Origin of the sequence: Azospirillum sp. B4, from assembly GCF_000333275.1 — a bacterium.
In the GTDB taxonomy this organism is placed as follows: Bacteria; Pseudomonadota; Alphaproteobacteria; order Azospirillales; family Azospirillaceae; genus Nitrospirillum.
The window spans coordinates 1-15,814 of sequence record NZ_BACU01000248.1 but is presented as its reverse complement, the minus strand read 5'-3'; the positions used below and the strand labels follow the sequence as shown (position 1 = coordinate 15,814).

The 15,814-nt window shown below is 68.8% G+C and carries 12 protein-coding genes and 1 pseudogene; 5 read left to right on the top strand and 8 right to left on the bottom strand.

Features of this window, described 5'->3' with window-relative positions:
* The 6 genes and pseudogenes from I55_RS39505 to I55_RS10535 form a co-directional block, all read right to left on the bottom strand.
* On the bottom strand, positions 1-183 hold a 183-nt coding region (locus I55_RS39505), incomplete at its 3' end, for a hypothetical protein (RefSeq protein WP_376739190.1).
* 589 nt (positions 184-772) lie between these two features.
* A pseudogene (locus tag I55_RS39500) lies at positions 773-1,039 on the bottom strand (Hpt domain-containing protein); the annotation flags it as partial.
* A complete protein-coding gene (locus I55_RS10550; protein WP_064742482.1) occupies positions 1,032-1,946 on the bottom strand; it encodes a protein-glutamate O-methyltransferase CheR in 915 nt (304 codons plus the stop codon). The pseudogene I55_RS39500 and the gene I55_RS10550, both read right to left, overlap by 8 nt.
* Complete coding sequence (gene cheB, locus I55_RS10545; RefSeq protein ID WP_044560505.1) at positions 1,943-3,079, bottom strand: chemotaxis-specific protein-glutamate methyltransferase CheB; 1,137 nt, start codon at positions 3,077-3,079, stop codon at positions 1,943-1,945. The genes I55_RS10550 and cheB overlap by 4 nt, the downstream gene beginning before the upstream one ends.
* The gene (locus I55_RS10540; RefSeq protein ID WP_044560504.1) at positions 3,076-4,623 is read right to left on the bottom strand and encodes a chemotaxis protein CheW; all 1,548 of its coding nucleotides are present in this window, start codon (positions 4,621-4,623) and stop codon (positions 3,076-3,078) included. The genes cheB and I55_RS10540 overlap by 4 nt, the downstream gene beginning before the upstream one ends.
* On the bottom strand, positions 4,620-6,605 hold the full coding sequence (locus I55_RS10535) for a methyl-accepting chemotaxis protein (RefSeq protein WP_044560503.1): 1,986 nt from the start codon (positions 6,603-6,605) through the stop codon (positions 4,620-4,622). The genes I55_RS10540 and I55_RS10535 overlap by 4 nt, the downstream gene beginning before the upstream one ends.
* Before the next feature lie 262 nt (positions 6,606-6,867).
* Here I55_RS10535 and I55_RS10530 point away from each other — a divergent pair, with 262 nt between their 5' ends.
* Entirely contained in the window at positions 6,868-7,284 is a 417-nt protein-coding gene (locus I55_RS10530; RefSeq protein ID WP_044560502.1) for a hypothetical protein, read from the top strand.
* A 77-nt stretch (positions 7,285-7,361) separates the two neighbouring features.
* On the opposite strand, the gene msrB is transcribed toward I55_RS10530, so the two are convergent.
* Entirely contained in the window at positions 7,362-7,760 is a 399-nt protein-coding gene (gene msrB, locus I55_RS10525) for a peptide-methionine (R)-S-oxide reductase MsrB (protein ID WP_044560501.1), read from the bottom strand.
* A gap of 174 nt (positions 7,761-7,934) precedes the next feature.
* On the opposite strand from msrB, the gene I55_RS10520 reads away from it, so the two are divergent.
* Positions 7,935-8,651, top strand: coding sequence for an MgtC/SapB family protein (locus I55_RS10520; protein ID WP_044560500.1), 717 nt, complete (start codon positions 7,935-7,937; stop codon positions 8,649-8,651).
* Between the two features lie 8 nt (positions 8,652-8,659).
* Here the strand turns inward: I55_RS10520 and I55_RS10515 are convergent, their stop codons facing one another.
* The gene (locus I55_RS10515) at positions 8,660-10,105 is read right to left on the bottom strand and encodes a short-chain fatty acyl-CoA regulator family protein (RefSeq protein WP_044560499.1); all 1,446 of its coding nucleotides are present in this window, start codon (positions 10,103-10,105) and stop codon (positions 8,660-8,662) included.
* A 223-nt stretch (positions 10,106-10,328) separates the two neighbouring features.
* Here I55_RS10515 and I55_RS10510 point away from each other — a divergent pair, with 223 nt between their 5' ends.
* The 3 genes from I55_RS10510 to scpA all read left to right on the top strand — a co-directional run.
* On the top strand, positions 10,329-11,864 hold the full coding sequence (locus I55_RS10510; protein ID WP_044560498.1) for an acyl-CoA carboxylase subunit beta: 1,536 nt from the start codon (positions 10,329-10,331) through the stop codon (positions 11,862-11,864).
* Positions 11,865-11,890: 26 nt separating this feature from the next.
* Positions 11,891-13,918 (top strand): acetyl/propionyl/methylcrotonyl-CoA carboxylase subunit alpha, encoded by a 2,028-nt coding sequence (locus I55_RS10505; protein ID WP_044560497.1) that lies wholly within the window; start codon positions 11,891-11,893, stop codon positions 13,916-13,918.
* 5 nt (positions 13,919-13,923) lie between these two features.
* Positions 13,924-15,814, top strand: a 1,891-nt coding sequence (scpA, locus tag I55_RS10500) for a methylmalonyl-CoA mutase (protein WP_044560506.1), incomplete at its 3' end; no start/stop codon positions are given.

The window sequence follows — 15,814 nt, the reverse complement described above, 5'->3', positions numbered from 1 at the left end:
CGGGGGTAGCGGCGCATCAAGGGCAGGATGGGCACCAGGCGGATCCCCATTCACCGTGCGGTGCAGGCGCCCCACCAGGCGGTCCAGGACCGCCTGATGGTCTCCCAACATCTGCACCGCCGCTGCCTGGTCCAAGCCACCGGCCATCTGTACGGCCAAATCGGACAGGGCGTTCTTGGCCACCACCAGTTCGTCCACCAATTGGGCCAGGGCGTCGACGCGGCCCGCGATCCACCCGCAGCAAGGCCTGAGGCGTGGCCATCGGTTCCACCACCGCGGAGCTGGTGGTCGTGGCCGCCGGCGACGGCGCCCATAAGGACACCTGGATCTGGTCCGGCACAAAGCGGAAGGGCGCCTTCACCGCCTCCAGCGGCGCGGCCGACAACAGTTCCACCACCAGGTCGCAGGCATAGGCGTCGTAGGTATCCATCTCCGCCGCCCCCGTCCGTCGGCCAATGCGCAGGGCCAACAGATCGGGTACCTGGCGGACGAAGGCGATGGGATCCTCCCCCCGGAAATAACAGCCGGCGTCCGGCGTGTAGCGCAGGGCCGTCACCTGGGGATGGTGCGCCGCGTCCAGCCCCCGTTCCTGGAACAGGGCGGCGGCCCAGGCGGCATCCGCCGCCGGGGCGACGGGCACCGGCGGCGCGTCCTCGTCCAGGAAGCGGCGCAGGCGCCCCGCCAGATCGGCCGCCACCACGCCCGCGTCGGCCGGCAGCGTGCCCGCGGCCGCTGCCAGGGCGCCAAGCCAGCGCTCCGTCTGGCCGGTGGCGGCGATCAGCGCGTCCACCCCAGGTCGCGTCAGGGCCAGGCGGCCATCGCGCCAGCCACCCAAAAGGTCTTCCGCGGCGTGCAGCACCTGACCCATGGCCGGCAGGTCGAACAGGCCCACCGATCCCTTCAACGTGTGGATGGCGCGGAAGGCCTGGTCGATCAGGCCGGCGTCGTCCGGCCGGTCCTCCAGCGCCAGCAAGGCCTCCCCCGCCTGCTGCACCTGCTCCGGGCCTTCAATAAGGAACTGTTCCAGCAACTCATCCATCGGGGTCGCCCCCTCGCCCCGGGCGATGCTGCAAGGGCCGCTGATAGACCACGGCATCCTCGAACCGCCGCACCTGGAAGCGGTCGCTCAGCCGCGCCATCGACTCGGAATGTCCCAGGCAGAGGTAACCGCCCGGCAGCAGACGGTCGTATAAATTCCGCACCGCCTTGCGGCGCGACGGATCGTCGAAATAAATCAGCAGGTTGCGGCAGAAGATGACATCGAACCTGCCGTGGATGGCCAAAGTGTCGTCATCAATGAGATTGGCGGATGTGAAGATGACCGACTCCCGCAGATCCTGGATGATCTGATGGTCCTCCCCCGCCGCGTTACCCTTGACGGGGATGAAATAGTCCTGCCGCACCCTCTGCGGCAGGCGGACCACCGACTTGGCGGCGAAACGGCCCAGCCGCGCCTCCGCCAGGGCCTGGGTGTCGATGTCCGACCCCACGATCTCCACATTATACGCGTCGACCATGGGCCAGTTTTCCAGCAGCCAGATGGCGATGGAATAGGGCTCCTCCCCCGTAGAGCAGGGGATGGACCAGATGCGCAGCTTGTCGCCCGCCCCCCGGCGGGAAGCGATATCCGGCAACATGTCGCCGCTGAGGCTCTTAAGCTGGTGCTCTTCCCGATAGAAGTAGGTTTCGTTGATGGTGAAGCTGTTGATCAGGCGCTCGACTTCCACCGGATCGGTGTGCAGCTGATTGAAATAGTCGTCGAAGCTGCCAGAGCCGTTGACCGCCATGCGCTGCCCCACCCGGCGGTCGATATAATAGCGTTTGCCCTCCCCGAACTGCATGCCGGTGCGGGCGTACAGGAACGCGCAAAACCGGGCCAGATCCGACGCGCTCAGCGGCGCGGCATCGCCATTCGGCCCGAGGGGTGGGGCGCGGCGGGGGGTCATCGGCCGGCCACCATGCGCAGCAGGCGACCGGATATCTCATCCACCGGGGCCACCATATCCGCCCCGCCCATCCTCACCAGTTCGCCCGGCATGCCCCAGACCACGGCCGTCTCCTCCGCCTCCGCTATGGTGCGGCCGCCGCCTTGGCGCAGGCGTGTCATGGCCTCCGCCCCGTCATAGCCCATGCCCGTCATCAGCACCCCGATCAGGCGCCGGGCATCGACATGGCCCAGCGCGCTGTCCACCAGGCGGTCGACACTGGGATGCCAGCGGTATTCGGCCTTGGCCGGGGCTGGCAGCGCCACCAGCCCGGCGGGGCGCTGCCCCAGGATCAGGTCGGCGTCGCCCTTGCCAATGTAAACGGTGCCAGGGGCCAGCACCATGGGACGCGCCACCTCCTGCACCGACACGGCGCACAGCCCGTCCAGGCGGCGGGCCAACGGCCCGGTGAAGGTGGCCGGCATATGCTGGGCCACCAGCACCGGCCAGGGGAAGTCGGCCGGCAGCCCTTGCAGCACCGCGTCCAGCGCCGGCGGCCCACCGGTGGAACAGCCGATCAGCACAACCCCCGGCAGGACCTGCTTCTCCGCCACGGGCCGGTCCGCCGGCGGCGTGGCCTCTTCACGCGACACGGCGTCGTTCACCAGACGCGCCCGGCTCTTCCGGGCGACCAACGCTTCGGCGGATAATCCGTTGGCCTGCCGCCGCACCCGTTCCGCCAGGCGATGGGATCGGCGCAACCGGGCGCCGGCGGCCGTCCGCACCTTTTCCACGAGGTCTGGTCCCAACCGATCCATCTTCAGCGAGATGGCGCCGTCCGGCTTCTGGATGAAATCGACGGCCCCCAGGCTCATGGCCTCCAGCGTCACCTCCGCCCCCGCCTCTGTCAGGGAAGAGACCATCACCACGGGTCGGGGCTGTTCCACCATGATCTGGTCCAGACAGCTCAACCCGTCCATATGCGGCATGTGGACATCCAGGGTGATGACGTCGGGGTTGAACTCCCGCAGCCGCGCCAGCGCCTCCAGCCCGTCGCGGGCGAACGCCACCTCGAAATCACCGGCGGCGGTGAACAGATCCCCCAGCAGGCGGCGGACCAGGGCGCTGTCGTCGACAATCAGCAGGCGGGTCACGGCGGCGCCGAACCGGTGGCGGCCGATATCCCCTTCAGCGCGTCCTCGAGCGCCACCAGCAGGTCGCGTTCGGCCCGGTCCAGCAGGGCCTGCGGCTCGATCAGCAGGATCATGCGGCCCGCGCCGTCCGCCGTTTCCAGGTTGGCGACGCGGGTGAACACGGGCGTGTCGTCCCCCGGCTGCGCCCCCGGTTGGACGAATCTCGGCGCCTCCCGCACTTGGTCAGGGCCCAGGGCCAGGATCTCCGACACGGTATCGACGGCGAAGCCCGCCAGCTTGCCGTTGATGCGGGTGACGATCACCCGCCGCCGGCCGGTGGCCGCCCCGTCGACACCAAAGCGGCGGCGTTGGTCGATAACAGGTAGAACCTGGCCGCGCAGGTTCATCACGCCTTCGATGAAGCCCGGCGCCTTGGGCACACGTGTTAGCGTGTCAGGCAGGCGCACCACCTCCTCCACCGCGTCGACCGGCAGACCGTATTCCTCGTCGCCCAACTGGAAGACCACCACCCGGTCACCAATGTCCTGTCCGTTCTGGATGGGGGTGGTCATGAGGGTTTTTCCTTCCTGGCCGTCTCCTTTGCGGCGGCCATCCGCCAGGATGTGGGCCATCGTCTCGTCCCGGAACAGTCGCGCGCCCGACAGGATGGAAACCAGACCATGGCCATCGGGCAGCCGGCAGATGGCCTGGATGTGCGCCTCGCCCCGGCCACGGTTCAGCACCGCCGGCACCGGCCCCACGCTGTCAGCCGGTACCCGCAGGATGGACGCCAGGCGGTCGACCAGGAAGCCCACCCGGGCATCACCAATATAGGCGACGACGACGCGACAGCCGGCCTGCCGCTCGTCCCCGCCCAACCCCAGGAGGACCCGCAGGGAAACGATGGGCAGCAAGCCGCCGCGCAGCGACACCACGCCCACCATGGCGGCGTCCGTGCGCGGCAGGGTCGCCAGATGCTCCGGCGGGGCAATGACCTCGCCTACCTCGGCCAGCGGCAGGGCATAAGCCTGGCCCGCCAGCGTGAACGCCAGGAATGCCTGGCCCTCTCGCGCCGTCTGCCGGCGCTGTGCGGGGTCCGCGCGATTGGCGGTTCCGGCAGCGCCACGCCGGACCAGGCCCGCGAAATCCTGGCGCAGCAGGGCCATCAGGTCGATCAGCCGGACGGCACCGTCGCCATGCTGGTACAAGCCGCCCGGCATCGGGCCTCCGGTCGCGCTGGTGTCCAGCCGGGTCAGCGCCCCGACCTCATCCACCTCCACCGCCACCGGTTCCCCCGCCCGCAGCAGAAGGATGCGGGAGGTGGCGGAAGCGCCCCCGCCCGCATCCCCCCCACCCAGCACGCGGGCCAGCGACACCACCGGCACCACGGCGCCGCGTACGCTGGCCACGCCCATCAGGCCGGGCGGCGCATGCGGCACACGGGTAACGCGCAACCGGCGGAGCACCTCGGTCACATCGCTTGCCGGGGCGGCCAGCCGGGCGGCACCCACGCGGAAGGTCAGTACCTGCTGGCGACCTTCATCGGCCGCGTCGGGCGCGCTCATCCCCCGGACTTCTGAAGTTCGTCGGCCAGCGAGGCGATCTCCTCGATGGCGGCGGCCAGATCCTCCGCCCCGCGCGATTGCTGGCGGGCGGCGGTGGCGGCCTGGATGGCGGCCCCGCCGGCCAGTTCGGCGGCCACAGCGATCTGCTGCACACCGTTCAACACCTCCCGCACCGTGCCAATGATGGCATCGGCGCCGGCGGCGGTCTCACGACCGGCGGCATGCAGGTCCTCCGCGCCCGTGGCGATCACGCCCAGGCGGACGTCGATCTCCTTGTTCTTCAGCACTTCGGCCTCGGCCACGGCGATGATTCGTTCCAGGTCGCGGCGCACTTTTGCCACCTGCGCCTGGAAAAGGCGGATCAGGTCCTTGGCCCGGTCCGCGTTCTCCCCCGAATCCCGGGCCAGGGCGCGGATATCATTGGAAACGACGGCGAATCCCGTCCCCTGTTCCCCCACACGCGCCGCCTCGACGGAACCGCTGACCGCCAGCATGGTGGTCTGCACCGCCAGAATGGCGATACCATCCACGATCTTTTCCATACGCCGGCCGGTTTCCTCCAGCGCGCCGATCAGGTCGACCACCGCCTGGGTTTCAACCAAGGCCCGGTCCATGCCTAGGGTCAGCTTGGCGACACTGCCCCGGCCCTGCTTCAGCAGCGCCTGGCAGCGTTCCACCCGCTCCAGCGCCTGGGTGGCATGGTCCCCGGTAGCCTGGGCGGCCCGCTGGATCTGCGCCATGGCGCTGCTGGATTGCTGGGTGGCGGCGGCCTGGACCTGGGCCCCCCGGCTGATCTGGTTGATGGCGATCAGGATTTCACCCGCCGCGCCGGACAGCTGCTGCACGGCGGCGGACAGTTGCTCGGCCGAGGCGCCCACCTCTTGCGCCAGGCTGGCGCGGTCGTCGTCGTTGCCCGCATCTTCGCCGCTCAGCCCATCCGCCAGGACGGCCAGGGCTTCCGCCGCCTCGCGACTCTGGTCCAGGGCCTGGCTTTGCTGGGCGACGGATCGCTGGGCCTCCGCCGCCGCGGCCGACTGTTCCTCCGCCGCGCTGGCGATGCTCTCCGCCCCCTTTTGCGCCTCGCGCGCGGCGGCATCAGCCTCGACCGAGGCCAGCAGGATGGTCTGCGCCCCATCCACCAGCGCCGCCAGGTCTTCACGGGTCTCCTGCAACTGCTTGGAGACGACGCTGCCCTCAACCGCCTCCGCCACGGCGGCGGCGGCGACGTCGCGGATGCGGGCGGCGATGACGCCCACATCCTCCGCGATGCTGTCGGCCAGGGCCTGGACGTCGCGCGACCGCTTTTCCGACGTTTCGGACAGGGCGCGCACCTCATCCGCGACGACGGCGAACCCCCGGCCCAGGTCGCCCGCCCGCGCCGCCTCTATGGCCGCGTTCAGGGCCAGCAGGCCGGTCTGGTCGGAGATGTCGGCCACCGTGCGGGTGATGTCCCCGATCTGGGCTGCGTGGCGTTCCAGGGTGACGACGACGTCGACGGATTTCAGCTGGCGGTCGGCGTTGGCCCCCACGGCCGCCACCGACGCGTCGATCAGTGTGGCCGCCTCGCTCAGTTGGGTCTGCAGGGCCAGCGTACGGCCCCGCGTGCGGTCCGCCCGTTCCCGCGCCTGCAGGAAGGCCCCGGCCATGCCGGCCACGGCGGCCAGGGACTCGTGGCTGGCCGATGCCGCCTCTTCCGCGGCGCTGGCGATCTGTTCCAGGGCGCGCCGCAGTTCCTCCGCCGCGGCGGAGGCCTCGGTCACGCCGCTGGCCAATTCCTCGGTGGCGGCGCCAATTCGTTCAGACGCCGTCTGGCGGAGGCCGGCGGAGGGCGCCGGGCGGCGCACGCGCTTCAGGGGTGGCGCGGCTGGCTTGGGAGTCTGGGGCTTGGGCACGGCCTTGGCCGGCGCTTCGGCCGCTTCCACCGCCTGGGCGCGCGTTCGGCCCTTCGCCCCGGCCAACCGGGAGGTCTTTACCAATGCCATGATGTTTCCCCCAAACCGCCACCCGTCAGCGAACCGGTCCCCGTCGGCACGTGAACCAACGCTTGCGCGCACCCGTGACCGACGCCGTCGCGGCGCGTGCGTTTCGTTCTACAGGTCCAGCGCTTGTCACGGCAATCGACGTAACGCCATAGGCTTTACGGTCAAAAATCCGTTGCCCCCGACGCATCTGGAGCCATATCTGGCAAATCCACAAGCACTTCGCGTACACCCGGTGCCCAAGGGGCGTGTGAAGGGGAACGAGATGCGGGAAATGGTGAAGATGGCGGCGGCGATCTGTCCGCTGATGATCTGTCCGCTGATGCTGTGCGCCCCCGCCTGGGCCGGCGCGCCCACCCAGGTGGAGGTATTGCGCAACGGCGATGACGATGTGACCGGGGCCCTGGCCACCGCCGTCGCGCAGGCCTTCGCCCGCGATGCCGACTTCGTGCTCAGCAGCGGCAACCGGGCCGGATCATTGCTGGTGGTGGTGCAAAGCCCCACGGCGGCGGCCCGCGCCGGCATCCACTACAAGCTGGCCTTCCCCATCCGCTACGCCTCCGTCCAGGGCCAGACCCTGGGCTTCACCGAGGTCACGTGCCAGGAGAACACCCTGAACAAGTGCGCCGACCAGGCGGTGGCCGCCGCCGGCCCCGCCGCCGGGAAGCTGGGCCGGCGCTGATACCGGTGGGATGAGGTCAAGGCCCACGCCCACCCATATCGGCGGCCCCCGGCGCCCCGCGCCGGGGGCACCAGGAATCAGTCGGCCTCGAAATTCATCGCCACGCCATTGATGCAATAGCGCTGGTACGTCGGCGGCGGGCCGTCGGGGAAGACATGGCCCAGGTGGCTGCCGCAACGGGCGCAGTGCACCTCGGTGCGCACCATGCCGTGGCTGCGGTCCACCGTGGTGGCGACGGAGCCGTCGACCGGGTCGTTGAAGCTGGGCCAGCCGGTGCCGCTCTCGAACTTGCGGGTGGACTGGAACAGCGGTTGGCCGCAGCCGGCGCAGCTGAAGGTGCCCGGCCGCTTCTCATGGTTCAGGGCGCAACTGCCCGGCCGTTCCGTGCCGTGGCCGCGCATGACCGCGTACTGTTCCGGCGTCAGCATCCGGCGCCATTCCTCATCCGTGCGCACGACCTCGTATTCGCCATCCATGGCACAACGCTCCTTCTCTGGCGGGCGTCCCCGCCCTTGTTCCCAAATCGCTACCGATATGGGCCTTCCGGCGGCGGATTGCCACAGCGCCACGCGCCCCGGCCGCTTGTCTTCCACGCTGGCCGACGCCATAAACGGCCCTGAGCGGCGCGATGCCCAAGAAAAGAGAAACGGATGATAACCAACGACCTGAACAACCCCCTGGAAGTGGTGATCCGTCTGGCCATGGCCCTGACCCTGGGCTCGGCCATCGGCTTCGAACGCCAGTTGCATCAGAAGATGGCAGGCCTGCGCACCAACGCGCTGGTGGCCCTGGGCTCCGCCGGCTTCGTCGTCTTCTCCGCCATGGTGGGCCAGGGCGATCCCACCCGCGTGGCGGCCCAGGTAGTGTCGGGCATCGGCTTCCTGGGCGCCGGCGTCATCCTGCGCGAAGGCGTGAACGTCCACGGCCTGAACACCGCCGCCACCCTGTGGTGCTCCGCCATGGTCGGCACTTTCGCCGGCGGCGGCTACTGGGCCCCCAGCCTGGCGGCGGCCGGCTTCGTGGTGGTGACCAACCTGATCCTGCGTCCCCTGGTGCGGCGCATGAACCGCCGCATCCTGGTGGCGACGGATGTGGTGACCCACTACACCGTCTCCGTCACCTGCAAGGGGGCGGAGGAGGCGCACATCCGGTCCCTGCTCATGCACGCGCTCACCCACGGCGGCCTGGGCCTGCGCCGCATCGACAGCCAGGACGTGCCCGACACCACCAAGGTGGAGGTGAGCGCCAACGCCGTCTCCCCCACCCGCAACGACGCGGCGTTGGAACAGATGGTGGGCCGGCTGAGTCTGGAGCCCTATGTCTATGCCGTCAGCTGGGAAGTGGACCGGGCGGAACCGGAGGGCTGAGGGCGAGACTACTTCGCCCCCGCCGGCGTCATGCTGAACGGCACGACGTGGCGCTCGTGACCCGCGATGGCCAGTCCCCGGCCGATGGAGGGGAAGGCGCGGTGGCGGCAGTCGTCACGGTCGCAGACCTTGCAGCTGGAGCCGATGGGCACCGCCGTCTCCTGATTCTGCAGGTCCAGGCCGGCGGAATAGACCAGGTCGGCGGCGTGGGTGATCTCACACCCCAGGCCCAAGGCCGCCTCACGCGGCCGGGACAGATGGCCCCCACCGGTCATGGTGACGGTGCGGGCGATGCAGAGATAGGTGATGCCGTCCGGCGTGCGCGCCACCTGCACCAGGATGCGCCCCGGCTGGGCGAAGGCCTCGTGCACGTTCCACAGGGGACAGGCGCCGCCGAAGCGGGCGAACTGGAAGCGCGTGGCGCTGCTGCGCTTGAAGATGTTGCCGGCCCGGTCGACCTTCAGGAAATAGAAGGGGATGCCGGCGTTGCCCGGCCGCTGCATGGTGCTGAGCCGGTGGCACACCTGCTCGAAACTGGTGCCGAAATGGTGCTGCAGCCGCTCGATGTCATGGCGCACGGCCCGCGCCTGGGTGAGGAAGCGGCCATAGGGCAGGATCAGGGCGCCGGCGAAATAGTTGGCCAGGCCGGTATATGCCAGGGCGCGCGCCTCCGGGCTGCTCAAGGGGGCCTTGCGCACCTCCTCCTCGATCATGGCGGCGAACTGCATGCGGCCGATCTGCTGCGCCAGGAAGAAGATGCGGCTTTCGCGCGGCGCGCTTTCCGCCAGGTGCAGCTGGCGTGTGCCGGGATCATAGCGCCACAACACCCCCTCGTTGCCCAGACCGGCCGAAACGGTGCAACTGACCCCATGCTGGTCGCGCAGATAGTCCACCAGGTCCTCCAGCAGGCGGGTGGAGGCGAAGCCCCGGCCTTCGAATAGCGTTTCCGCCGCCACGTCCAGGGCGTTGAAATGGTTGCGCTTGCTCTGCACGAAATCGCGCACGTCATCATAGGGAAAGGGCGCCGTCCCCCCCGTCTCCCCACCGGCCGCGTCGAAGTCCTGGTCCAGACGGTGGCGCGCCCCCTCCTCCATCAGGTGTTGGTAGGCGCGGTAAAGCTTGATGAACTGGCCGGCGATGCGGGGGGCGGCGCGCACGGCGTCACCGATGGCGCTGAGGCTGGAGCCATCGTCGGCGAAGAGGGGATCGCCCAGCACCTCACGCAGCTCGCTCCCCAGGCGCAGGTCGCTGTCGTCGGCGAAGTGATGCGGTTCCACCCCGAAGACGGCGGAGATGGCGCCCAGGGCGGCGATGCTGAGGGGGCGTTGATTGTTCTCGATCTGGCTTAGATAACTCATGGACAGGTGGCTGGCCCGCGCCAGGGCGGACAGCGCCATGCCCCGCTGCTGACGCAGCTGCCGCACCCGTTCGCCCGCGAAAATCTTGCCCGCCATCAGCGTCCAGCCTCAATCAGTTTCACAAAGTTTACAAAATAACCGGGCCGTCGTCGCACGATTTCGCGTGGCATCGGCTTGAACTGGGATCACACTGTTTGCAAACATCGCAGCTGTCAATCGGGGCGGGCGGGCCCCATGGACGCTCTTCGCCCGCCCCTCTCATGGAACAGCCACCAACCGCACCGCCAAGGTGCCGCCATAACCGGTCAGGAGACGGGCGTTGACGCTCACGGTCATTGAAACCCTTGAAGCCAAACGCCAGGGCGCCCGCGCCGGCGGCGGTGAGAAGCGCGTGGCGGCCCAGCATGCCAAGGGCAAGCTGACGGCCCGCGAACGGCTGGAGCTGTTGCTGGACGCCGGCTCCTTCGAGGAATGGGACATGTTCGTGGAGCACCGCTGCGCCGACTTCGGCATGGCGGAGCAGAAGGTGCCGGGCGACGGCGTGGTGACCGGCCACGGCACCATCAACGGCCGCCTGGTCTTCGTCTTCAGCCAGGACTTCACCGTCTTCGGCGGCTCGCTCTCGGAAGCGCATGCGGAGAAGATTTGCAAGATCATGGACCAGGCGATGAAGGTGGGCGCGCCCGTCATCGGCCTGAACGATAGCGGCGGTGCCCGCATCCAGGAGGGGGTGGCCAGCCTGGGCGGCTATGCCGAGGTGTTCCAGCGCAACGTGCTGGCCTCCGGCGTGGTGCCGCAGCTGTCGCTGATCATGGGGCCCTGCGCCGGCGGCGCCGTCTACAGCCCGGCCATGACCGACTTCATCTTCATGGTGAAGGACAGCAGCTACATGTTCGTCACCGGCCCCGACGTGGTGAAGACGGTGACGCATGAGGTGGTGACGGCGGAGGAACTGGGCGGGGCCGTGACGCACACCGCCAAGTCCGGCGTGGCCGATCTGGCCTTCAACAACGATGTCGAGGCGCTGCTGCACACCCGCCGCTTCTTCGACTTCCTGCCCCTGTCGAACCGGGAGCCGCCGCCCACCCGCGTCACCGCCGACCCGGTGGACCGGCCGGAGCCGTCGCTGGGCACCCTGGTGCCGGCCAATCCCAACAAGCCCTACGACATGAAGGAATTGATCCTGAAGGTCGTGGATGAGGGGGACTTCTTCGAGCTGCAGCCGGACTTCGCCAAGAACATCATCATCGGCTTCGGCCGGCTGAACGGTTCCACCGTGGGCTTCGTCGCCAACCAGCCGCTGGTGCTGGCTGGTTGCCTGGACATTGACAGCTCCATCAAGGCGGCGCGCTTCGTGCGTTTCTGCGACGCCTTCAACATCCCGCTCTGCACCCTGGTGGACGTGCCGGGTTTCCTGCCCGGCACCTCGCAGGAATACAACGGCATCATCAAGCACGGCGCCAAGCTGCTGTTCGCCTATGGCGAGGCCACGGTGCCCAAGGTCACGCTGATCACGCGCAAGGCCTATGGCGGCGCCTATGACGTCATGGCGTCCAAGCATCTGCGCGGCGACGTCAACTACGCCTGGCCGTCGGCCGAGATCGCGGTGATGGGCCCGAAGGGGGCGGTGGAGATCATCTTCCGCGCCGACATCGGCGACCCGGCCAAGATCGACGCGCGGACGGAGGAGTACCGGCAGAAATTCGCCAACCCGTTCGTCGCCGCGTCGCGCGGCTATATCGACGACATCATCATGCCGCAAAACACCCGCCGCCGCCTGATCAAGGCGTTCTCCATGCTGAAGAACAAGACGCTGGAGAACCCCTGGAAGAAGCACGACAACCTGCCGCTATAATCTGCCGCTCTGGGGGCCTGCCCGCGATGTTCACCAAGATTCTAATCGCCAACCGGGGCGAGATCGCCTGCCGGGTCATCAAGACGGCGCGCCGCATGGGCATCAAGACTGTGGCGGTCTATTCCGATGCCGACGCCGGCGCCCTGCATGTGCAGATGGCGGATGAGGCCGTGGCCATCGGCCCCGCCCCGTCCGCCCAGAGCTACCTGGTGGCCGACCGTATCGTCCAGGCCTGCCTGGACACCGGTGCCCAGGCCGTGCACCCCGGCTACGGCTTCCTGTCGGAAAAGGCGGCGTTCTGCGAGGCGCTGAAAGCCGCCGGCATCGCCTTCATCGGCCCTGACGTCCACGCCATCGGCGCCATGGGCGACAAGATCGAGTCCAAGAAGCTGGCCAAGGCCGCCGGGGTTTCCACCGTCCCCGGCTACCTGGGCGTCATCAAGGACGATGAGGAGGCGGTGACCATCGCCCGCGACATCGGCTATCCGGTGATGATCAAGGCCTCGGCCGGCGGCGGCGGCAAGGGCATGCGCGTGGCCTGGGACGACGCCCAGACGCGCGAAGGCTTCCGCAGCGCCAGCAACGAGGCGCGCTCCAGCTTCGCCGACGACCGGGTGTTCATTGAGAAATACGTGACCGAGCCCCGGCACATCGAAATCCAGGTGATGGCCGACGCCCATGGCAACTGCGTCTACCTGGGTGAGCGTGAGTGCAGCATCCAGCGGCGTCACCAAAAGGTGATCGAGGAGGCGCCCAGCCCCTTCCTGGATGAGGCGACGCGCAAGGCCATGGGCGAGCAGGCGGTGGCCCTGGCGCAGGCGGTGCAGTACCGCAGCGCCGGCACCGTGGAATTCATCGTCGACAAGGACCGGAACTTCTACTTCCTGGAGATGAACACCCGCTTGCAGGTGGAACACCCGGTGACGGAGATGATCACCGGCCTGGATCTGGTGGAACTGATGATCCACGTGGCGGCGGGTGAGGAGCTGCCCCTGACCCAGGCCGACGTGACGCTGACCGGCTGGGCGCTGGAGGCCCGCGTGTACGCGGAGGAGCCGACGCGCAACTTCCTCCCCTCCATCGGCCGGGTCACCCGCTATCGCCCGCCCGCCGAGGGGGCCGGCGCCGGTGGACATGAGGCCGGCGTGGTGCGCGTGGACACGGGCATCCACGAGGGCGGCGAGATCAGCATGTTCTACGATCCCATGATCGCCAAGCTGATCACCTACGGCCCCGACCGCGCCACGGCCATCTCGGCCATGGGCGACGCGCTGGACCGGTTCCAGATTCGCGGCGTGGGCCACAACATCAGCTTCCTGGCGGCACTGGTGGAATCCCGCCGGTTCGGCGAGGGCAGACTGACCACCAACTTCATCGCCGAGGAATTCCCTGACGGCTTCCACGGCCGCGAACTGCCGCCCGAGGCGCTGACCCGGCTGGTGGCCATCGCCGCCAGCATCCACCGGCGGCGCGTCGAGCGGGACGCCACCATTTCCGGCCAGATGGCGGGCCACCACCGCGTCGTGCCGTCCCACTGGGTGGTGCGCGTCGGCCGCGACAACCACGCGGTGGAAGTGGACGTGGCCGATGATGGGCGTGACGACGATGGGCACGACGTCATCCTGGGTGGCCGGACCCTGGCGGTGCGCAGCGCCGACTGGGAGACGGGCCAGACCCTGTGGACCGGCACGGTCGATGGCCACGCGCTGGCCGTGCAGGTGGATGGCACCGGCATCGGCTACCGCCTGTTCCACGGCGGGGCGGAGCTGGAGGTGCAGGTGCTGACCGCCAGGGCGGCGGAATTCGCGGCCCTGATGCCGGTGAAGGCCAAGCCGGACATGTCCAAGTTCCTGCTGTCGCCCATGCCGGGCCTGCTGGTCAACGTGGCCGTGGCCGTGGGCGACGAGGTCAAGGCCGGCCAGGAACTGGCGGTGGTGGAGGCGATGAAGATGGAAAACATCCTGCGCGCCGAAGCCGACGGCACCGTCAAGAAGATCGCGGCCGAAAAGGGGTCTTCCCTGGCCGTCGACCAGATCATCATCGAGTTCGAGTGACCATCATGAGCGACTTCCCCGAGAAGACCCTGGCCGATTGGCAGCGCCTGGCCGCCAAGGAATTCGGCGCCGACCCCGAAGGCCTGGTACGCACCACGCCCGAGGGCATCGCGGTGAAGCCGCTCTACACGGCGGCGGATCTGGAAGGCCTGGAACTCCAGGCCCTGCCGGGGTTCGCCCCCTATACCCGTGGTCCCCGCGCCACCATGTACAGCCACCGTCCGTGGACCATCCGGCAGTACGCCGGCTTCTCCACGGCGGCGGAGAGCAACCGCTTCTACAAGGCCAATCTGGCGGCGGGCCAGATGGGCCTGTCGGTGGCCTTCGACCTGGCCACGCATCGCGGCTATGACAGCGACCACCCCCGGGTGGTGGGCGACGTGGGCAAGGCCGGTGTCGCCATCGACAGCGTGGAGGACATGAAGATCCTGTTCGACGGCATCCCGTTGGACAAGATGAGCGTGTCCATGACCATGAACGGCGCCGTGCTGCCGGTGCTGGCCGGATACATCGTGGCGGCGGAGGAGCAAGGCGTCAGTCAGGACAAGCTGTCCGGGACCATCCAGAACGACATCCTGAAGGAGTTCATGGTCCGCAACACCTACATCTACCCGCCCGCCCCCAGCATGCGCATCGTGGCCGACATCATCGAGTACACGGCCCTGAACATGCCCAAGTTCAACTCCATCTCCATCAGCGGCTACCACATGCAGGAAGCCGGGGCGACGGCGGTGCAGGAACTGGCCTTCACCCTGGCGGATGGGCTGGAGTATGTGCGGGCGGCGGCGTCCAAGGGGCTGAAGGTCGACCAGTTCGCTCCGCGCCTGTCCTTCTTCTTCGCCATCGGCATGAACTTCTTCATGGAAGTCGCCAAGCTGCGCGCCGCCCGCCTGTTGTGGGCCAAGCTGATGAAGAAGCATTTCGACCCGCAGGATGCGCGGTCGCTGGCCCTGCGCACCCACTGCCAGACCTCGGGCGTCAGCCTGACGGAGCAGGACCCCTACAACAACGTGGTGCGCACCACCATCGAGGCCCTGGCCGCCGTGCTGGGCGGCACCCAGTCGCTGCACACCAACAGCTTTGACGAGGCCCTGGGCCTGCCCACCCCCTTCTCCGCCCGCATCGCCCGCAACACCCAGCTGATCATCGCCGAGGAAACCGGCGTGCCCCACGTGGTCGACCCGCTGGGCGGCAGCTACTACGTGGAAAGCCTGACCCACAGCCTGATGGCGGAGGCCGAGACGCTGATCGACCAGGTGGAGGGCATGGGCGGTATGACCAAGGCCGTGGACGGCGGCCTGCCCAAGCTGATGATCGAGGAGGCGGCGGCCCGCCGCCAGGCCCGCATCGACCGGGGCGAGGAAGTGGTGGTCGGCGTCAACAAGTACCGGCCCCAAAACCCTGAAAGGGTCGAGGTGCTGGACATCGACAACACCGCCGTGCGCGAGGCCCAAATCGCCCGCCTGCGGGAAATCCGCGCCAGCCGCGACGACGCGGCGGTGACCGCGGCACTGGAGGCCCTGGCCCAGGGTGCGCATGACGGCACCGGCAACCTGCTGGACCTGGCCATCAAGGCGACCCGCGCCCGTGCCACGGTGGGTGAGATTTCCGACGCGCTGGAGAAGGTGTTCACCCGCCACCGCGCCGTCATCCGCTCCGTCAGCGGGGTCTACGGGTCGGCCTACGAAGGCGATGAGGGCTTCGCCCGCATCCGCAAGGATGTGGAGGCGTTCGCGGAGGCCGAGGGCCGCCGGCCGCGCATGCTGGTGGTGAAGATGGGCCAGGACGGCCATGACCGGGGCGCCAAGGTCATCGCCACCGCCTTCGCCGACATCGGCTTCGACGTCGACGTCGGCCCGTTGTTCCAGACGCCGGAGGAAGCGGCACGCCAGGCTG

Coding starts and splice junctions, on each gene's coding strand:
- I55_RS10550 (WP_064742482.1), bottom strand. CDS start 1,946: ATGACCCCCCGCCGCGCCCCACCCCTCGGGCCGAATGGCGATGCCGCG.
- I55_RS10540 (WP_044560504.1), bottom strand. CDS start 4,623: ATGAGCGCGCCCGACGCGGCCGATGAAGGTCGCCAGCAGGTACTGACC.
- I55_RS10535 (WP_044560503.1), bottom strand. CDS start 6,605: ATGGCATTGGTAAAGACCTCCCGGTTGGCCGGGGCGAAGGGCCGAACG.
- I55_RS10530 (WP_044560502.1), top strand. CDS start 6,868: ATGCGGGAAATGGTGAAGATGGCGGCGGCGATCTGTCCGCTGATGATC.
- msrB (WP_044560501.1), bottom strand. CDS start 7,760: ATGGATGGCGAATACGAGGTCGTGCGCACGGATGAGGAATGGCGCCGG.
- I55_RS10520 (WP_044560500.1), top strand. CDS start 7,935: ATGATAACCAACGACCTGAACAACCCCCTGGAAGTGGTGATCCGTCTG.
- I55_RS10515 (WP_044560499.1), bottom strand. CDS start 10,105: ATGGCGGGCAAGATTTTCGCGGGCGAACGGGTGCGGCAGCTGCGTCAG.
- I55_RS10505 (WP_044560497.1), top strand. CDS start 11,891: ATGTTCACCAAGATTCTAATCGCCAACCGGGGCGAGATCGCCTGCCGG.